The sequence below is a fragment of the Neisseria weaveri genome (genome assembly GCF_900638685.1).
Taxonomy (GTDB): domain Bacteria; phylum Pseudomonadota; class Gammaproteobacteria; order Burkholderiales; family Neisseriaceae; genus Neisseria; species Neisseria weaveri.
Map to the genome: position 1 here is coordinate 883223 of NZ_LR134533.1, position 17752 is coordinate 900974.

General features: G+C 50.2%; 14 protein-coding genes. 3 read left to right on the forward strand and 11 right to left on the reverse strand.

The window, feature by feature from the left end:
• Positions 1–2 precede the first annotated feature (2 nt).
• The 4 genes from EL309_RS04310 to EL309_RS04325 are packed head-to-tail and all read right to left on the reverse strand — an operon-like array spanning position 3 to position 3499.
• The gene (locus EL309_RS04310) at positions 3–830 is read right to left on the reverse strand and encodes a metal ABC transporter permease (RefSeq protein ID WP_004283774.1); all 828 of its coding nucleotides are present in this window, start codon (positions 828–830) and stop codon (positions 3–5) included.
• Positions 823–1686 carry a metal ABC transporter permease gene (locus tag EL309_RS04315; protein WP_004283773.1) on the reverse strand — a complete coding sequence of 288 codons (864 nt, stop codon included), beginning with the start codon at positions 1684–1686 and terminating at the stop codon, positions 823–825. Before EL309_RS04315 ends, EL309_RS04310 begins: the two co-directional genes overlap by 8 nt.
• 2 nt (positions 1687–1688) lie before the next feature.
• Positions 1689–2618, reverse strand: a complete 930-nt coding sequence (locus EL309_RS04320) for an ATP-binding cassette domain-containing protein (protein ID WP_004283772.1) — start codon at positions 2616–2618, stop codon at positions 1689–1691.
• Positions 2618–3499 carry a metal ABC transporter substrate-binding protein gene (locus EL309_RS04325; protein ID WP_004283771.1) on the reverse strand — a complete coding sequence of 294 codons (882 nt, stop codon included), beginning with the start codon at positions 3497–3499 and terminating at the stop codon, positions 2618–2620. The genes EL309_RS04320 and EL309_RS04325 overlap by 1 nt, the downstream gene beginning before the upstream one ends.
• Before the next feature lie 554 nt (positions 3500–4053).
• Here EL309_RS04325 and EL309_RS04330 point away from each other — a divergent pair.
• Together EL309_RS04330 and EL309_RS04335 are read left to right on the forward strand one after the other, a co-directional pair.
• Positions 4054–5349, forward strand: a complete 1296-nt coding sequence (locus tag EL309_RS04330) for a valine--pyruvate transaminase (protein WP_004283770.1) — start codon at positions 4054–4056, stop codon at positions 5347–5349.
• Between the two features lie 463 nt (positions 5350–5812).
• Positions 5813–6160 (forward strand): PepSY domain-containing protein, encoded by a 348-nt coding sequence (locus tag EL309_RS04335; RefSeq protein ID WP_004283769.1) that lies wholly within the window; start codon positions 5813–5815, stop codon positions 6158–6160.
• A gap of 221 nt (positions 6161–6381) precedes the next feature.
• On the opposite strand, the gene acnB is transcribed toward EL309_RS04335, so the two are convergent.
• From acnB to EL309_RS04350, 3 genes are all read right to left on the reverse strand, one after another.
• Complete coding sequence (acnB, locus tag EL309_RS04340; RefSeq protein ID WP_004283767.1) at positions 6382–8967, reverse strand: bifunctional aconitate hydratase 2/2-methylisocitrate dehydratase; 2586 nt, start codon at positions 8965–8967, stop codon at positions 6382–6384.
• A 306-nt stretch (positions 8968–9273) separates the two neighbouring features.
• Entirely contained in the window at positions 9274–10080 is an 807-nt protein-coding gene (locus tag EL309_RS04345) for a M48 family metallopeptidase (protein WP_004283766.1), read from the reverse strand.
• A 90-nt stretch (positions 10081–10170) separates the two neighbouring features.
• Positions 10171–10878 (reverse strand): SIMPL domain-containing protein, encoded by a 708-nt coding sequence (locus EL309_RS04350; RefSeq protein ID WP_193777286.1) that lies wholly within the window; start codon positions 10876–10878, stop codon positions 10171–10173.
• A 182-nt stretch (positions 10879–11060) separates the two neighbouring features.
• Between EL309_RS04350 and fumC the strand changes: the two genes are divergently transcribed.
• Positions 11061–12449, forward strand: coding sequence for a class II fumarate hydratase (fumC, locus tag EL309_RS04355; protein ID WP_004283764.1), 1389 nt, complete (start codon positions 11061–11063; stop codon positions 12447–12449).
• A 1071-nt stretch (positions 12450–13520) separates the two neighbouring features.
• Here fumC and EL309_RS04360 read toward each other — a convergent pair.
• From EL309_RS04360 to EL309_RS04375, 4 genes are all read right to left on the reverse strand, one after another.
• Positions 13521–15257, reverse strand: a complete 1737-nt coding sequence (locus EL309_RS04360; RefSeq protein WP_004283761.1) for a DUF927 domain-containing protein — start codon at positions 15255–15257, stop codon at positions 13521–13523.
• 20 nt (positions 15258–15277) lie between these two features.
• Positions 15278–16354 (reverse strand): DUF7146 domain-containing protein, encoded by a 1077-nt coding sequence (locus EL309_RS04365; protein ID WP_036494228.1) that lies wholly within the window; start codon positions 16352–16354, stop codon positions 15278–15280.
• Between the two features lie 155 nt (positions 16355–16509).
• The gene (locus tag EL309_RS04370) at positions 16510–16785 is read right to left on the reverse strand and encodes a hypothetical protein (RefSeq protein ID WP_004283759.1); all 276 of its coding nucleotides are present in this window, start codon (positions 16783–16785) and stop codon (positions 16510–16512) included.
• A 315-nt stretch (positions 16786–17100) separates the two neighbouring features.
• A complete protein-coding gene (locus EL309_RS04375) occupies positions 17101–17742 on the reverse strand; it encodes a hypothetical protein (RefSeq protein ID WP_004283758.1) in 642 nt (213 codons plus the stop codon).
• Between the last annotated feature and the right edge of the window lie 10 nt (positions 17743–17752).

Below are 17752 nucleotides of genomic sequence, written 5' to 3' on the forward strand. Positions count from 1 at the left end.
AGCTATAAACTCTCCCGCAATTTGGAATACCCCAACGCACACAAAAACAGTGCCGCCTGCAACAAAATAATCACCGGCCCTGTGGCGGCATCCAAATGGTAGCTCAATATCGTGCCGGCCAAACCAGTAATCACGGAGCACACCACCACGATAACCATCATGCGGTCGAAACGGTGGGTCAGCAGCGAAGCGGTAATGCCGGGAGAAATCAGCATGGCAATCACCAGCACCACGCCCGCAACCTGTATCGCGCTGATGATGGTTAACGCCAGCAGAATCAGCAGCCCGTAGTGGAGCAGTTGCGGCGGCAAACCGACAATCCGCGCCTGAACGGGGTCGAAGCAGTAGAGCATCAAATCCCTTCTCTTCAACATCACCACCGCAAAAACGAGGGCGCAGATAATCAGCGTGCGGATCAGCTCTTCATAGCTCACGCCGAGAATGTTGCCGAACAAAATATGCGTGAGGTGTTGGTCGGTTTCCACTTTGGTAAACAACACCAAGCCGAAAGCAAACATGCCCGAAAACACGATGCCCATCACCGTATCTTCTTTCAGACGGCTGTTGTTTTTCAGATAGCCCACACCCACGGCGCAGGCCAGCCCGGAAACGAATGCGCCCACCACCAAAGGGATGCCGGTTACAAAGGCAACGATGATGCCGGGCAATACGGCATGGGAAATGGCATCGCCCATCAGCGACCAGCCTTTCAGCACCAGATAGCACGATAAGATGCCGCACACCACCGACACCATCAGCGCGGTCAGCAGCGCGTATTGCATGAACGGAAAACTCAGCGGTTCGACAAACCAGTTGATGATGTCAGCCATGGCCGGTTTCTCCTTGCAACGCTGCAGTTTGTTTCTGTTTCAACAAGCCGTATTTGGGCGCGAAGATAAAGGCCAGCAGAAACAACGCCGTTTGCAGACAAACGATGATGCCGCCAGTGGCTCCGTCGAGAAAATAGCTGGCATACGCGCCGATGCCGCCGGTAAAAAAGCCCAACGCCACGGCAATGCCCACCAGCTTGCTGAATTTGTCGGTGAGCAGATAGGCGGTGGCACCCGGCGTAATCACCATGGCTATTACCAACACCGCACCCACGGTTTGCAGGGCGGCTACCACGCAGGCACTGAGCAAGGTGAAAAAGAGGATTTTATAACGCAGCGGCGACAAACCTACGGCCACCGCCTGAGTTTCGTCGAAAAACACCAGCAGCAGGTTCTTCCAAAACAGCAATAAAAAAGCCAGGCACACTGCCATAATGATGCCTACTTGAAAAACGTCTTCGTCGGCAATACCCAAAATATTGCCCAACACGATTTCCTGTACATTCACGGCGGTGGGGTTGATGGAAACGATAAACAGGCCGAGTGCAAAAAAGGTGGTGAAAATAAAGCCGATGATGGCATCTTCTTTCAATTTGCTCACCGCTTTAATCCACAAAATCGCCAATGCTGCCAAGATGCCTGAAATAAAAGCCCCCACCGAATAGGGCAGCGAGAGCGAATAAGTGATGGCTACGCCCGGCACCACCGAGTGCGACAAGGCATCGCCGATTAACGACCAGCCTTTGAGCATCAGATAGGCTGATAAAAACGCACATATCCCGCCCACGGCAGCACTGATCACAACGGCTTTCACCATATATTCGTAAGCGAGCGGCTCCAGTAACATATCCAGCATAATCAACGCTCCCCGCCGTTTTCCGTTTGCTCCTGCACGGTTTCTTCCTCACAGTTGCAGCCGCATTTTGCGATGGATGCGGGCGGGTCGATTTTGGTTTCGCCGTAAAACACCGCGGGTCGTTCGTCGTCGGTCAGCACCGTAACGGCGCGTTTGTCTTCATCGTCGTGCAAATCGCTGCCGGCCAGTTTGAAGTGACGCAGCACGCCGCCGAATGCGACTTCGAGATTGTGCTGGTTGAACGTGGATTCGGTAGAACCGGCCGCCAATACGGTGCGGTTGATCATCACCACGCGGTCGCAAAAGTCTGGCACAACGCCCAGATTGTGTGTGGAAACCAAAATCAGACGGCCTTCCGCACGCAACTGCCCCAGAAGATCCATAATCATGTTTTCGGTTTTCACGTCCACGCCCGTAAACGGTTCGTCGAGCAGAATCACTCTGCTTTCCTGAGCCAATGCGCGGGCGAGAAACACGCGCTTTTTCTGGCCGCCGGAAAGCTCGCCGATTTGCCGTTCGGCAAGATGGGCGATATCGACGCGTTCCATGGCCGTCTGAACTTTCTGTTTGTCGGTTTTACTCGGAATACGCAGAAAATTCATGTAGCCGTAACGGCCCTGCATCACCACATCGTAAACCGAAACGGGAAACTGCCAGTCCACTTCTTCGCTTTGCGGCACATAAGAAACCAGATTGCTTTTCAAAGCCTGCGCGATGGGCAGCCCGCACAGGCGGATATCGCCCTTGCGCGGCTTGAGCAAACCCATCAGGCTTTTAAACAATGTGGACTTGCCGCTGCCGTTCACACCGACCAGCGCACAGGTCATGCCGCCTTCCAAATCCAGCGAAAAATCATAAATGGCCGTGTGGCCGTTGTTGTAGCGCACGGTAACATCTTCGACACGAATCGAAGCAGCAGCGGGGGACATCATTATTTTCCAAATCCTTTAACAATCGTCGATACCGTTGTATTCAGCAGGTCGGTATAAGTGGGTACGGGGCCGTTTTTGGCGGAAAGCGAATCCACATAGAGCACGCCGCCGTATTTGGCACCGGTTTCTTTCGCCACCTGCTTCATCGGCTTGGGCGAAATGGTGCTTTCGCTGAACACCACCGGAATTTTGTTTTTGCGCACCACATCAATCACTTTGCGCACCTGTTGCGGCGTGCCTTGCTGTTCGGCATTAATCGGCCACAGGTAAACTTCTTTAAAACCGTAGTCTTTCGCCAGATAGCTGAACGCGCCTTCGCTGCTCACCAAGAAACGCTGGTTTTGCGGCACCTGCATCAGCTTGGTGCGCAAAGGCTTGTCGAGCTGCTTGATTTTGTTGCTGTATGCCGCCGCATTTTTGGTATAAACCGCCGCGTTTTTCGGGTCGTATTTCACCAGCGCGTTTTTAATGTTTTCGATGTACACCAACGCATTGCTGGTCGACATCCACGCGTGCGGGTTGGGCATGCCTTTGTAAGGGCCTTCGTGAATCGACATCGGGGTGATGCCTTTGGTAACCACCACCGCCGGTTTGTTTTTCACATTTTGGAAGAAGCGTTCAAACCAGCGTTCGAGATTCATGCCGTTCCACAGCACCAAATCGGCCGACTGCGCTTTGGCAATATCTTGAGGGGTGGGTTGGTAATCGTGAATTTCCGCTCCCGGCTTGGTAATCGATTCCACTGTTGCCGCATCGCCGGCCACGTTTTGGGCGATGTCCTGAATCACGGTAAAAGTGGTAACCACTTTAAATTTTGCGTAAGCGGGCGATGCCGAAAAAGCGGCCAAAACCAAACATGCAGTGGTTAAAAAACGGCGCATGATACATTCTCCTGATATAGATATGACATAAATTAAAGTGAAGCGGCAGCTGTGTTTGCCGGTTGGCTATACTATCAATAATGAGAACTATTTTCAATAATAGTATAGGATATAAGGATACCCGATTGAGAAAGGCTATTGCAAGGCCGATGAAGCCTTTGCAAAATTCCCGTCTGCGGCTTGCTGCTTTGAATTAAAAAAGAGCGGATTGACTGTAAGTTATATTCCCATACCGCTTGAGGCCGTCTGAAAAACACCCGCATGCTTTTTCAGACGGCCTTAAACCTTTGAGCAGCTTCGCCGTTTTTTTATAGTGAACCCACTTCACTTTTACTGCGAACGTTGCCGTGTTTTCGCTCCAAGAGAACGCTGGTGTAGGCCGTTTGCACACTCCGCGGTTTGCTGCTTTGAATTAAAAATTAAGTGAATTAACGAGACGCAAGGTCTCTGATGGAGAACGCACAGAACAATAAGTGCTTAAGCCGTTATTCTCCATACCGAAAAAAGCGCGCAGGGTTATAATCCTTTTATTTGAATATACAAAGGAACCCGCCATGCAATTCTCAGCCTTCGGCCAAAAATTCACCCGCAACAGCGGTATTCTGCAATTAATGGACGACTTGGGCAAAGCGCTCAACAGCGACCGCCCCGTGAATATGCTTGGCGGCGGCAATCCCGCGCGTATCGAAGCCGTTAACCAAACCTATCGGGAAATACTGCAAACGCTGGTGGATAACGACGCTGCCGTGGAGAGCGTGGGCAATTATTCCACACCGCAAGGCGATGCCAAATTGATTGATGCGTTGGTCGGCTTTTTCAACCGCGAATACGGCTGGGGCATCAGCGCAGACAATATCGTGCTGACCAACGGTTCGCAAAACGCCTTTTTCTATTTGTTCAACCTGTTCGGCGGCCGTTTCAACGACAACGGCGGCGAAACCGACAAAACCATCCTGCTGCCGCTCGCACCCGAATACATCGGTTATGCCGACGCACATGTCGACGGCAAACATTTCACCGCCGTGCCGCCGCGCATCGAAGCTGTCGAACACGAAGGCGAAAGCGGATTTTTCAAATACCGCGTCGATTTCGATGCGCTGGAAAACCTGCCCGAACTGAAAGCAGGCAAAATCGGTGCCATCTGCTGCTCGCGCCCCACCAACCCCACCGGCAACGTGTTAACCGACAACGAAATGGCTCGTTTGGACGCACTGGCCCAAGCACACGGCATCCCCTTGATTATCGACAACGCCTACGGCATGCCTTTTCCCAACATTATTTACAGCAAAGCCACACTGACTTGGCACGACAACATTATTCTCTGTTTCAGCTTATCCAAAATCGGCCTGCCTGGTGTGCGCACCGGCATCATCGTTGCCCACCCCGAAGTGGTGAAGGCCGTGAGCGCGTTGAATGCGATTGTGAACCTTGCCCCCACGCGCTTCGGTGCCGCCATCGCCACGCCGCTGATTCAAGACGGCCGTCTGAAAACCCTCTCCGATACCGTCGTACAACCGTTTTACCGCAAGCAGGCCGCCCTTGCCGTGTCGCTGCTGAAAAAAGAATTAGGCGGCTATCCGATGAAAATCCACAAACCCGAAGGCGCGATTTTCTTATGGATTTGGTTTGAGGGCCTGCCCGTTTCTTCGCATGAACTCTACGAACGCCTGAAAGCCGCCGGCACGCTGATTATTCCGAGCGAACTGTTTTTCGTGGGTATGGACACCGAAAACTACCGCCACGCCCACGAATGTATCCGCATGAGCATCGCGCAAGACGAAGAAACCTTACGCAAAGGCATCGCCGCCATCGGCGAAACCGTGCGGGCGGTTTACGACGAAGCGCGTTGAGGTTTTGCAATGCAGCTTGAACGAATATTGAGAAGCATGAATGAGGCCGTCTGAAAACCCGTTGTAAGGTTTTCAGACGGCCTGTTGTATGCGGCTTTTCTGTTCGCTATATAGAATAACCATGTAGGGCGGGCATCCCTGCCCGCCATTGCAGGTCGTTTACGGGAAACAGCAAACAAATATCCAAAAGATGAGAGGCCGTCTGAATCTGTTTGAAAACTCATCAACCAATTTTCAGACGGCCTCTCTTATTTGTGTTGGGATATCCTTGCATGCCTTTTACTTGGTTTGAATCATCAAGCAGTTACAGCGGGCAAGGATGCCCGCCTTACGGGATTGCTATTGCAACGCCAAAGGCCGTCTGAAATGTTCAGACGGCCTCCTTAATTTTTCCTAATTCTCTTCTAACTCTATGCCGTTAACATGCTGATTATTCCAAGCAGAATCCTTTTAAGGAGTAATCATGATCACCACACGCAAAATCTTAAACGGCTTGGCCTTAGCCGCCATTTTATCGGTTGTCGTCAGCGCACTGGCCGTTGCCTTTTCTTTCGGTATGTTTGCGGCAGTCTCAGGCAAAGAAGCAGCCGCCAACGCCCTTGCCGAAATCGGCGGTTATGCGAAAGAAGTCGACTTTGAATACGACTACCATACCGGCGGTCATTATGAAGTGGAAGTTTTGTCAAACGGGTTAAAACACGATGTTATCGTTGATGCCGACGACGGCAAAGTGTTGGCCGTGCAAACCAAAGGCTATAAAAAATATCCTTATCACGGCGAAAATATGCAGATTAAAATGCATAACCAATAAACTAAACTGCCTTTAAAAAATATTCAAATGAATTGCAGTTTGAGCCGGATAATATAATCAGGCCGTCTGAAAATTTTTCCATATTTTCAGACTGCCTTGTCATTAATGGCGGCATAACTGTCATGCCTTCACGCAATAAAAAACGGAATGGCCTAAAACCATTCCGTTTTATTTTTTTCAGACGGCCTATCGTCTTTGCTCAGGCCGTCTGAAAATCCGCATTACACGTTTACTTTTTCTGCTACTTCATTGTAGCTGTCGATTTCATTGAAGTTCATGTAACGATAGATTTGGTCGCCCTGCTCGTTGATGATACCGATATTGGCTTGGTATTCTTCAACTGTCGGGATTTTACCCAGTTTCGAGCAGATCGCTGCCAATTCCGCAGAACCCAAGAACACATTGGTGTTTTTACCCAAACGGTTCGGGAAGTTACGGGTTGAGGTTGACATCACGGTTGCACCTTCGCGCACTTGTGCTTGGTTACCCATACACAATGAGCAGCCCGGCATTTCCATGCGCGCACCGGCACGACCCAATACGCCGTAGTGTCCTTCGTTGGTCAGCTCTTGAGCATCCATCTTGGTCGGCGGAGCGACCCACAAGCGTACCGGAATATCGCTCTTGCCTTCCAACAGTTTGGAAGCCGCACGGAAGTGGCCGATGTTGGTCATACAAGAACCGATAAACACTTCGTCGATCACCGTGCCTGATTTTTCAGACATGAAGCATACGTCGTCCGGATCGTTCGGGCAGGCGATAATCGGCTCTTTGATGTCGTCCATATTGATTTCGATAACGGCAGCGTATTCGGCATCTTTATCGGCTTCCATCAATTGCGGATTAGCCAACCAAGCTTCCATGGCTTTGATGCGGCGCTCCAATGTGCGCGGATCTTTGTAGCCGTCTGCAATCATGTTCTTCATCAATACGATGTTGGACTTCATGTATTCGATGATCGGCTCTTCGTTCAATTTAACAGTACAGCCCGCAGCAGAACGCTCGGCAGAAGCGTCAGACAATTCAAACGCTTGCTCAACTTTCAGATCAGGCAGACCTTCGATTTCCAAGATGCGGCCTGAGAAGATGTTTTTCTTACCGGCTTTGGCCACGGTCAGCAAACCTTGTTTGATGGCGTACAACGGAATGGCGTTTACCAAATCGCGCAGGGTTACGCCCGGTTGCAGTTTGCCGCTGAAGCGTACCAATACAGACTCAGGCATATCCAAAGGCATTACGCCGGTTGCCGCGGCAAACGCCACCAAGCCCGAACCTGCCGGGAATGAAATACCCAATGGGAAACGGGTGTGCGAGTCGCCGCCGGTGCCGACAGTATCGGGCAGCAGCAGGCGGTTCAGCCATGAGTGGATCACGCCGTCTCCCGGACGTAAAGACACACCGCCGCGGGTAGAGATAAACTCAGGCAGCTCTTTGTGGGTTTTTACGTCAACCGGTTTCGGATAAGCGGCGGTATGACAGAAAGACTGCATTACCAAGTCGGCAGAGAAGCCCAAGCAAGCCAAGTCTTTCAGCTCGTCGCGGGTCATCGGGCCGGTGGTATCTTGAGAGCCGACGGTGGTCATGCGCGGTTCGCAGTAAGTGCCGGGGCGCACGCCTTGACCTTCAGGCAAGCCGCAGGCACGGCCGACCATTTTTTGAGCCAAAGTGAAACCTGCTTTGCTTTCGGCAGGCGCTTGCGGCAAGCGGAATTCGGTAGATGCGGGCAAGCCTAAAGCTTCGCGGGCTTTGGCAGTCAGGCCGCGACCGATAATCAGGTTAATACGGCCGCCGGCTTGTACTTCGTCCAGCAATACTTGTGATTTCAATTGGAATTCGGCAACGGTTTCGCCGTTTTTCACAATCTTGCCTTCGTAAGGCAGGATATCGACTACATCGCCCATTTTCAGTTGCGATACGTCAACCTCAATCGGCAATGCGCCCGAGTCTTCTTGAGTGTTGAAGAAAATCGGCGCGATTTTGCCGCCTAAGCATACGCCGCCGTAGCGTTTGTTCGGCACGAAAGGAATGTCCAAACCGGTGTGCCAGATTACAGAGTTGGTGGCAGATTTACGGGAAGAACCGGTACCCACTACGTCGCCGACATAAGCAACGGGATGGCCTTTGGCTTTCAATTCTTCCAGCAGTTTGATGGGGCCGACTTCACCGGGTTTGTCGGGATTGATACCGTCACGCGGGTTTTTCAACATCGCCAAAGCGTGCAGCGGAATGTCGGGGCGGCTCCATGCGTCGGGCGCGGGAGACAGGTCGTCGGTATTGGTTTCGCCGTCTACTTTGAATACGGTAACGGTAATTTTTTCAGGTACTTTTTCGCGTGAAGTGAACCATTCGGCGTTGGCCCAAGATTCCAATACGGCTTTGGCGTGTACATTGCCTTTTTCGGCTTTTTCTTGAACGTCGTGGAAAGAGTCGAACATCAACAAGGTGTGTTTCAGACCTTCGGCGGCAATGGGAGCCAGTTTGTCGTTGTCGAGAAGCTCAATCAGCGGGTGGATGTTGTAACCACCCAACATAGTACCCAACAGCTCAGTAGCATATTCGGGGGATACCAACGGGCTGCTTACGCTTCCTTCGGCAACTGCGGCCAAGAAAGATGCTTTAACTTTGGAAGCATCGTCTACACCGGGCGGTACACGGTTAGCGAGCAAATCAACTAAAAATTCGCCTTCGCCTGCTGGCGGGTTTTTCAACAACTCTACCAAGTCGGCGGTTTGTTGTGCAGTCAGCGGCAAGGCTGGGATACCGAGTGCTTCGCGCTCGGCTGCGGCTTTGCGATAGGCTTCTAACATCTCTTGTTCCTTTTCGTCTCGTGGTTTTTCTTCTGGATAAACTGCCGTGTAGCAGTTAGTAGTTTTGCAATCATAAACCAAATCTGCATAAATAGGAATATGCTTTTTATCGGTATTCCGTTGGTTTTACAATTAAAAGGGATTTATCTGAATCTCCGATGGCTTATAGGGTTTCAGAAAAAATACGTTATGGTTTGAGGATGCGGATTGTTTACATTTCGAATGTGAATAAACACTCATGGAAAATCATTTAAAGAGGCCGTCTGAAAATTTCAGACGGCCTCTTGATGTTTTCCTGATGCTTCATTATTTACGCCGGTTGCGCTCGTATACGGGCATTACCGACGGCAACATTCTCCTGATAGCTTCAATACGGGCGTTATTGGTCGGATGGGTAGAAGTAATGGCGCTCAATACGCTGTTGTTATTACTCACCCTGTTCATTTTATCCCATACGCTTACCGCTGCTTGGGGATTGTACCCTGCCAATGCCATCAGCATTACACCGCCGGCATCGGCTTCGGTTTCCTGACTGCGTGAAAACGGCATGTTTACGCCATACTCGCTCAACAAGCCGGTAGATAAATTGATCATATCACCGCTGATACCCGTACGCGCCTGCAAAACCGATCCGCCGATATTTGCAGCCAAACCGGTCAATACTTGTTGGCCGACGGCTTTTTTACTGTGCTCCAATAAAGCATGTGTCATTTCATGGCCGATAATGGCTGCAATTTCGTCGTCGGTCAGCTTTAAACGGTTGACTATGCCCGTATACATTGCCATTTTACCGCCCGGCATTGCCCAAGCATTCAAATCATCGGACTTGATCACACTCATCTGCCATTGGAAGGGTACGCCGGTTTTATTCATCCGCTCGGCATGCGGCTTCAAATGCTGAAACACCCGCTGTATCCGCTTGGCTGTTTCCGATGTCGTATCCAATGTATTTTGACTTTTTGCCTGCCTCACAACTTGAGCGTAATTTTTTGCCGCGCCTTCATTCAAAGTTGCCGTATCATAACCAACCGCATCGGCCACCACGGTACATCCCGTTAGCACCAACGCAGATGAAACGGCCAATGCCGCCCAACGAACCACCGCTTTTTTCATACTCTTAAACCCCTACAATCTTAATTTGCCCTGTTTGAATCTACAGAGGCCGTCTGAAAAATACAGCCTTACCGATAGTTATGCTATCCGTTACATTTGCACGGAACCGCTCACCGTGATACTGATTTCTTCCACGCCCGGACTGGGTACATCCGCCACCTCACCCATACTGTCGGACACTTTCGCAGCCCGCATAACCATAGGCGCATAAGCCATATTTTCGTTAACGGCATGATTACCAACCTGCCCCAAATTCAGGCGGACAATTTTATAACCGCTGAAACCCAATGTTTTACTGAGCGTATCAGCCCGATCTTTAAAACGCAGCAACGCAGCCTTGCTGACTTTATCGATCACTTCTTCACGCTTTTGCTTCGACACATAAAAACGCGACATCTCAAGATTCGCTTCGTTTTGCACTTCGGCAATCAATCGGTTTAACGCGGCAAAATCCTTACTTTCCACTTTGATTTCCGCACTTTCCAGCCAGCCAATCTGAATACGCTTACCGTTTTTATATTGATATTGCGGATAAGCATTTCTACCAAGCTGTTCGCTTTTAAACAAACGGTTAGCTTCAATACGCTTGGTCACGGCATTCAATTTACGGACAAACTCCCGATTCACTTCCGCCCGATCTTTACCTTCCTGACTTACTTCCAAACGGATACTCATCATATCCCGAGCCACTTCCATCGAAGCACTTTCGGAAAATTCCAACAAATTGTAATGCAGCGGTTCCGCCTGTGCAGAAAACGTTGACAACGACAATACCATAGCCGTTAAAACCCGTTTCACCATCTCAATCTCCATAACAATTCCATATTCAATTTAAATCGGAATAATCTAGCATAAGCCTTCGATAAAATATGTCAAAACAAGAAAAGGCCGTCTGAAAAATACACAGCATAGTCATCTCTTAATTTTAATGATAATATTTATCATTAAATACTGGTTTAATCAATTCAAAGGAGACTTTCATGACAACCCGTACCGAACACGACACCATGGGCAACGTAGAAGTACCTGCTGACGCCTACTGGGGCGCACAAACCCAACGCAGCTTGGAAAACTTCAAAATCGGCGGCGAAACCCTGCCACAACCCCTAATCGAAGCCATGGCTTTGGTTAAAAAAGCAGCCGCACATACCAATGCCGCTTTAGGCCGCATCCAACCGCAACAGGCCGAATTAATCATTCAAGCAGCCGATGACGTATTATCAGGCAAACTCCACGGACAATTCCCGTTAGTCGTATGGCAAACCGGCTCCGGCACACAATCCAACATGAACATGAACGAAGTGTTAGCAAACCGCGCCAACGAAATCGCCGGCACCGGCTTGGCCGCCTACCAACCTGTACATCCTAACGACCATGTCAACCACGCCCAATCGACCAATGATTCTTTCCCAACCGCGATTCATGTCGCCTCTGCCATTCAAATCAACCGGCTGCTGATTCCCGCCGTTAAAACCTTAAGAAACACCCTACACAAAAAAGCACAAGAATTTTCCGGCATCGTCAAAATCGGCAGAACCCATCTACAAGACGCAACCCCGCTCACTTTAGGTCAAGAATTTTCAGGCTACGTCAGCCAACTTGATCACGGCCTAGACCGGCTCAACCATGCCCTGCAAGGCCTATATGAATTACCGCTCGGCGGCACTGCAGTCGGAACCGGCCTAAACAGCCATCCCGATTACGCCGTTAAAGCAGCCGAACGCCTGGCCGAACTCTCCGGCTTACCGTTCGTGACCGCCCCAAACAAATTCGAAGCCCTCGCCGGCCGCGATGCCTGCGTATACGCATCCGGCGCACTCAAAACACTCGCAGCAAGCCTGAACAAAATTGCCAACGATATCCGCTGGCTTTCCAGTGGCCCGCGCTGCGGCTTAGGCGAAATCAAAATCCCTGAAAACGAACCCGGCTCATCCATCATGCCCGGTAAAGTCAATCCTACACAATGCGAAGCCATGACTATGGTATGCTGCCAAGTTTTCGGTAACGACGTCGCCATCGGCATGGCCGGTTCGTCAGGCAATTTCGAACTCAACGTTTATATGCCCGTTATCGGCTACAACCTGCTGCAATCCATCCGCCTGCTTGGCGATGCCTGCAACAGTTTCAACGAAAACTGCGCCGTCGGAATCGAACCCGTACCCGATAAAATCGACTATTTCCTACATCATTCATTAATGCTGGTAACTGCCCTGAACCGCAAAATCGGCTACGAAAATGCAGCAAAAGTTGCAAAAACCGCTTATAAAAACAATTCTTCACTCAGGGAAACCGCAATCGAACTCTCCTTATTAACCGGAGAGGAGTTTGACGAACTCGTCAAACCGGAAGAAATGGTCAGCCCGAAATAATCTGCCTGCAAATCATTTAAACAGAAAGGCCGTCTGAAATTTTCAGACGGCCTTTTATGATAAGAAATACAAACCGATATTCCATTCCGTTTAACAATATATCAACAACTGTCAAATAAATTAATGCTGCCGAAGTTCTTTATTAAACAGTCGTTTAACGGCATTTTTACGGTACTTTTTTAGCAATATTTTTCAGATACCGCAAAAGATACCGTAATTTTTTGGTTTATTCAATTAGACGGGATTTTACTGTATTGGATAATTAAGGCCGTCTGAAAACACCTTTAATCAGGCTGTAAGCCTTGCTATGCTTGAATCTTGATTTATGGCGTTAGACGACATCGAGACTTGAATCAGTCATTTAAATATTTGGTTTAATTGTAAATTTTATTTACATATTTGATAAATACCCCCAAATATACCCCCATATTGCAAAAGTCAAAGCGTTTTGAGGCTGATTTTGTGGTTTTCAGCACATTGGCCGCTATCCCGATTGTTCCCGATTTATCCCCATAAATCCCATTTCAATAACATGGTTTTTACTGATTTTACCGCGCTTTCAGGCTGTTTGGCGTATAGCGTTAAATATCATGCCGGATTTTTTGAAAATCGCCTTAAATGTTGCCGTTTCTTTTATTTTGAAAGTGTATATATATGCAAAAAGTAGCGGGTATGGCGGGTATGCGGGTATGATTGATTTAACCTTTTGATTTATATTGTTTAAAACATACCCGCTAATGACAATGTCAACGGGTATGATTGAATTGTAAACGGATATGCCTTTGTAACATATTGATTATTAAAGCATACCCGCATACCCGTTAACATACCCGTTAAAATTTGTTAAGCGGGTATGGTTTTTTATATATAAATCAATATGATATATAAAACATACCCGCATACCCGCTAATTTTGCGTTTTATCGCGCGTGTAGCATTTTTCAAGTCTAAGAATTTAACATTTTCTGCTTGATTTATTTATATTTATATATAAAAATTGCTTTATGTTTGCATGGGTGGGAAAAAAAGGCCGTCTGAATGTGTTTCAGACGGCCTTTATTCGCTTGGCTGTTCAATGGCTTGGCGGTGGCTCTATGCCTATCAATACATAAAAACGTCCTTTTCCGTATTTCTTGAATGTATAGCGGTTGTCTGTTTCATTGCGTTGCAGCCAGCCTATACCGTGCAAAACTTGGCAGGCTTTGTTTATGTCTGCGCCCGCCATGATTTCTTCAGAAAATACGGGCGGGATTATCCAGTATTCATCTAAACCTGCTTCATTCTCGGCGGCGGTTTGTGCGGGTCGCCTGTATCCTGCGTGTGCATGGTCTGTGTATGTACTGTTCCAGTTGGAAAAACGGGCAGTATCCGCAAACCGCGCCATAAATGCGGCGGTGGCTTCGATTATGCGGCGGTCTTCATATTTGCAAGCCCCGTTCAATTTATACCAGTCGTCAAAACATTGTTTTACCCCCGCCATGCCTACGCCTGCGGCAAGCCCCGTTATGTCGGTGGCAAGCTCTAAAGCGGCGGCGGTAATGGCAAAGCGGCGGGCAACGCGGGCGGCTTGGCTGTCTAAATCGGGCAGGGTTGCCATAAAGGCATTAAAGGCCGTCTGAATGGTTTTGCAGTCGGTGTTTTGTAGCTTGTTTATCCATTCTCTTGCAGCCGTGCCGTGATATTGCGCTGCGGCGGCTTGCAGGTGGTCGGATAATGCCGCGCCGCTTGGGTATCCGTGCAGGGTGTCGTAAATGCCGTAACGGGCGGCGGCGGGTATGCTGGGCAATCTTACGGCTTGCCCTGCTTCCCATTTTTCGCCCGCTCGTTCCATGTAATTTTGTAGGCTGTATTCCCCTGTGGAAAACAGCAAAATCCGCCATTCTTGGGCGGCGCGGTTGCCGCCGTCTTTTGCGCCTTGCAGTTTGCTTTTGCCGTTGATAACTGAATAAGCCGTTTTGCTAATGGTTTTTGGGTGTGCTTCGCCGATTTCGTCTAAGACAAGTAAGCCGTCATTACGGGAAAGGGCGGCATTGCTAAAGCCTAAATCCGTTCCCCGCCATGCCATTTTAATGGCGGCGGGGCTGCCCCATACGCTCAAGCCGACTAGTGCGGCGGTAGTTTTACCGTCGGAACTGTCTCCGTATAGGTGGAATCCGCCGTTTTGCTCATTCAAAAGGGATAGCAGGGGGGCGGCTAATGCTGTTCCTATGGCTAGGCATAAACGGCTGTTTCCCGCTGCTTTGGCGGCTATTTCGCGCTGCCATTGCTCAAGGCTTCCCGATACGGCATACGCGGCGGCTTGGCTGGTGTCTCCGTTGTAGATAACTTTTGCGGCGCGTTTGCCGTTTGGATTTGCCTGTATTACATCGCCATTTGGCAGGATATACGCCCCATCTATCCAGCCTGATTTGTCTGTTACGGTGTAGGGCGTGGTTTGGCCGTCTGTTTGCAGATAGTCGGCCAGCAATTCCCGCTTTCTGCGCCCGCTCATGATGGTTAGGCCGTAACTTTGCAGCCGCTGCCAGCTTGCAGGTGTGCCTATTTCCGCCATTGAAAGGGCGGCGGCTTTGCGCTGTCGGCTGATTGCGTCGCGCCATTGAATAACGCGGTAATGGCTGCCCTGCGTGTCCAATCCGCGCCCGATAATTTCAATACAATCAGATAGGCGCAATGGCGGCTTTTCGGTAATGTTCCCGTCTCTATTGCTTTCTACGGCGATATAAAAAACGCCGTTTTTATTGCATTCAAAATAGGGCTTGAGTGTTACTGCTTCAAACTCGGCAATTTCTGCGGTTTTTTCGTTTTTCATGCTGTGCTTTCTCTGAATGGTTATTCTGCGTTTCGGGCGGCTTGGCGGTGGTTCAGTTCGTCTAAAGCGTCAAAGCCTGCCGTTTCGGGCTGCCATATCCGCGCCTTGGTGCCTGCCTTGATGGCTCTTACTGCCAAGCTGTGGGCGGCTTTCATGCCCGTGCGGTTGTCGTCGTTGTCGGCGCAAATAAACAGTTCCTGCGTTTCAGACAGCCATACAAACGAAGCCATGCCGTAAGCGGATAAGGCGGCAATGGCAGGCAGGTCGAAAAGGGCGCGGGCGGCTATGGCTGTTTCTATGCCTTCGGCAACAATCAGGCGGCCTTGTGCGTCAGGTTGGAAAAGGTGTACCGCTGCGCCTTTCAGGGCATCGGGTAAGCGGGATTGCATCTTTTTGGCGGGCAACGGCTCGCCTGTGTGGGGGTGGGCGGCCTGTAATTTGCCGTAAAGGCCGTCTGAATCGGGTTGCAGATAGGTTTTATGCAAGCCCTGTAATTGCCCGTCGGCGGTGGTTACGGCGGCCAGCATGGCGGGGAAATAGCCGATTAACAGCGGTTTGGCCGTTTGGCCGTCGGTGTCGGTTGCCCATAGGGGTAATGCGGGGTGGTAACGGATATTGAAGGCCGTCTGAAAAGCGGTATCAGGTATGCCGCGCCCGTGCAGATACTGCGCGGCAGGGTCTTGGCCGCTGATGGGTATGGCTTCGTGCCATAGATTCAGCAAGGCGGCCTGTTTGTCTTTCGGCGGGGTGGCAGGCTTGGCAGGGGGCAACGGGGCGCGGGGCTGGTGTTGCCCTGCTTGGCCGTCTGAAAAACCCAATAAGGCGGCGGTTTCGTTGGCGGCGGTGGCAAAGTCGTAGCCAAACACCAGCATAAGCAAGTCAAAGCCGCTGCCGCCGTCGGGGGTGCATTGGTTGCAGATAAACGCGCCCGTGCCTTGATAGTCGGTATAGCGGTAACGGTCTTTGCCGCCGCAATAGGGGCAGGGGCAATGTTTGCGGGGGTTAAGGTATTCACGGGGAATGCCTAGCGCGGCATGGATTTCAGGCCAGCGGCCAGCGGCGGCGGCTTTCAGGTCGGATAGGTCGTAAGGTTTCATATTCACGGCATTTTTCCTTTCAGGCAGGCTTACCCCTATCCCCGCCGCCAATTGCGCGTATGGGCGGTCAGAAACGGGGTATGCACTGCGTATGGTTGCAGCCTGCCCGCCTATTGCCGTTTTCAGGCATAGGCAGGCGGGTTTCTGATTGGGGGTTAGGCGGATTGCGGGCGGGGTTTAATCGCTTGTTCTAGCAGTTCGCTGGAAAATGAAAGGGTGTTGAATAGCTGTTCTTCGCGCTTGTCTTGGCCGCGTGAAAAAGTCGAAATGGCGGCAAGCATATCTATCACGCGCTCGATTTGAAGATAGGCGGCTTCATTCAGCAAAAAGCCGTCATGGTTTGAAAGGCATTGCGGGGTGTCGGAATCGCGGAAAACTGCTAAGGTTTCAGATGCTGGGGAATGTTGAGAAACAGAAGTTTGATTTTTCATGATGTTTACCTTTCTATCTGGTCTTTCCGCCGCCGCTCACGTTCCTACGCGTGGGGCGGCAGACAAAGGGCAAAGGGTAGGAAACTGGCAGATAGTACCAGTGGGCATAAAGCCCGCTTTGCCCCCGCCTGCCATTGAAAAAGGTAAAACAAGGGGAATGCAAACAATAGAAACGCCGCTGATATTCGGGCTATCGGGTAGCTCTGATATTCGGGGCGGCTTGTTTGCCTATCTATTCAGCTTCCTACGGCTGGTTACTGGATTTACAGTAACGCGACCATTATTGCCCCCCGTTTTTTTCCTGTCAAGCGTTTTTTAACGATACGTCGCTAAAATGGCTCGCTCTGTGTCGGATAATGGCGGCTCTTGGGCGGGGGCAACAACGCCCGATAAATCCTTAATGGCGGCTTCCAATTCGTCCAATTCTGCTTGAAGTTGAGCGGCGCGGTCTTCTAAATCGGCTATGGTTTCGTGTCGCTCTGATACGCTGGGCAGGTCTTCATTGCCCCATTGATGGCCGCTTTGGTCGATAATGTCCATGATTTTCCCGTGTATCGCTTCGGGTATCAGCCAGCAAAGGGCGCGGCGCATGGTGCGGGTGTCGTCGGTGGTGTTGTTTAATACATTCGCCCTTGTTTCGCTGAAAATCCAGCCTAAGCCGCGCCCGTTTGCAGAAAGTTCTAAGTTTTCCATGCTAATCATGTTTGCTGCTTTATCCATAGACGATACGGGCGTAAACATGGCTTTCCCCATGTCATTTGTGTATTTGTCGGCTTCGGTTTGAATGTTTTTCATCAATAACGCGGAAAAATCGGCTTTTGATACGGGTAGCTCTTTCAAGCGTCTGATTTCGGCTTTGGCTTGATTCAGTTCGGCCAGCTTTTCGGCGTGTTGCTGCTTGATTTTGCTGGTTTCGCCTTTGATGCTTTCTAAAATACTTTTTACGCTGTTTTTCATGGTGGTTTTC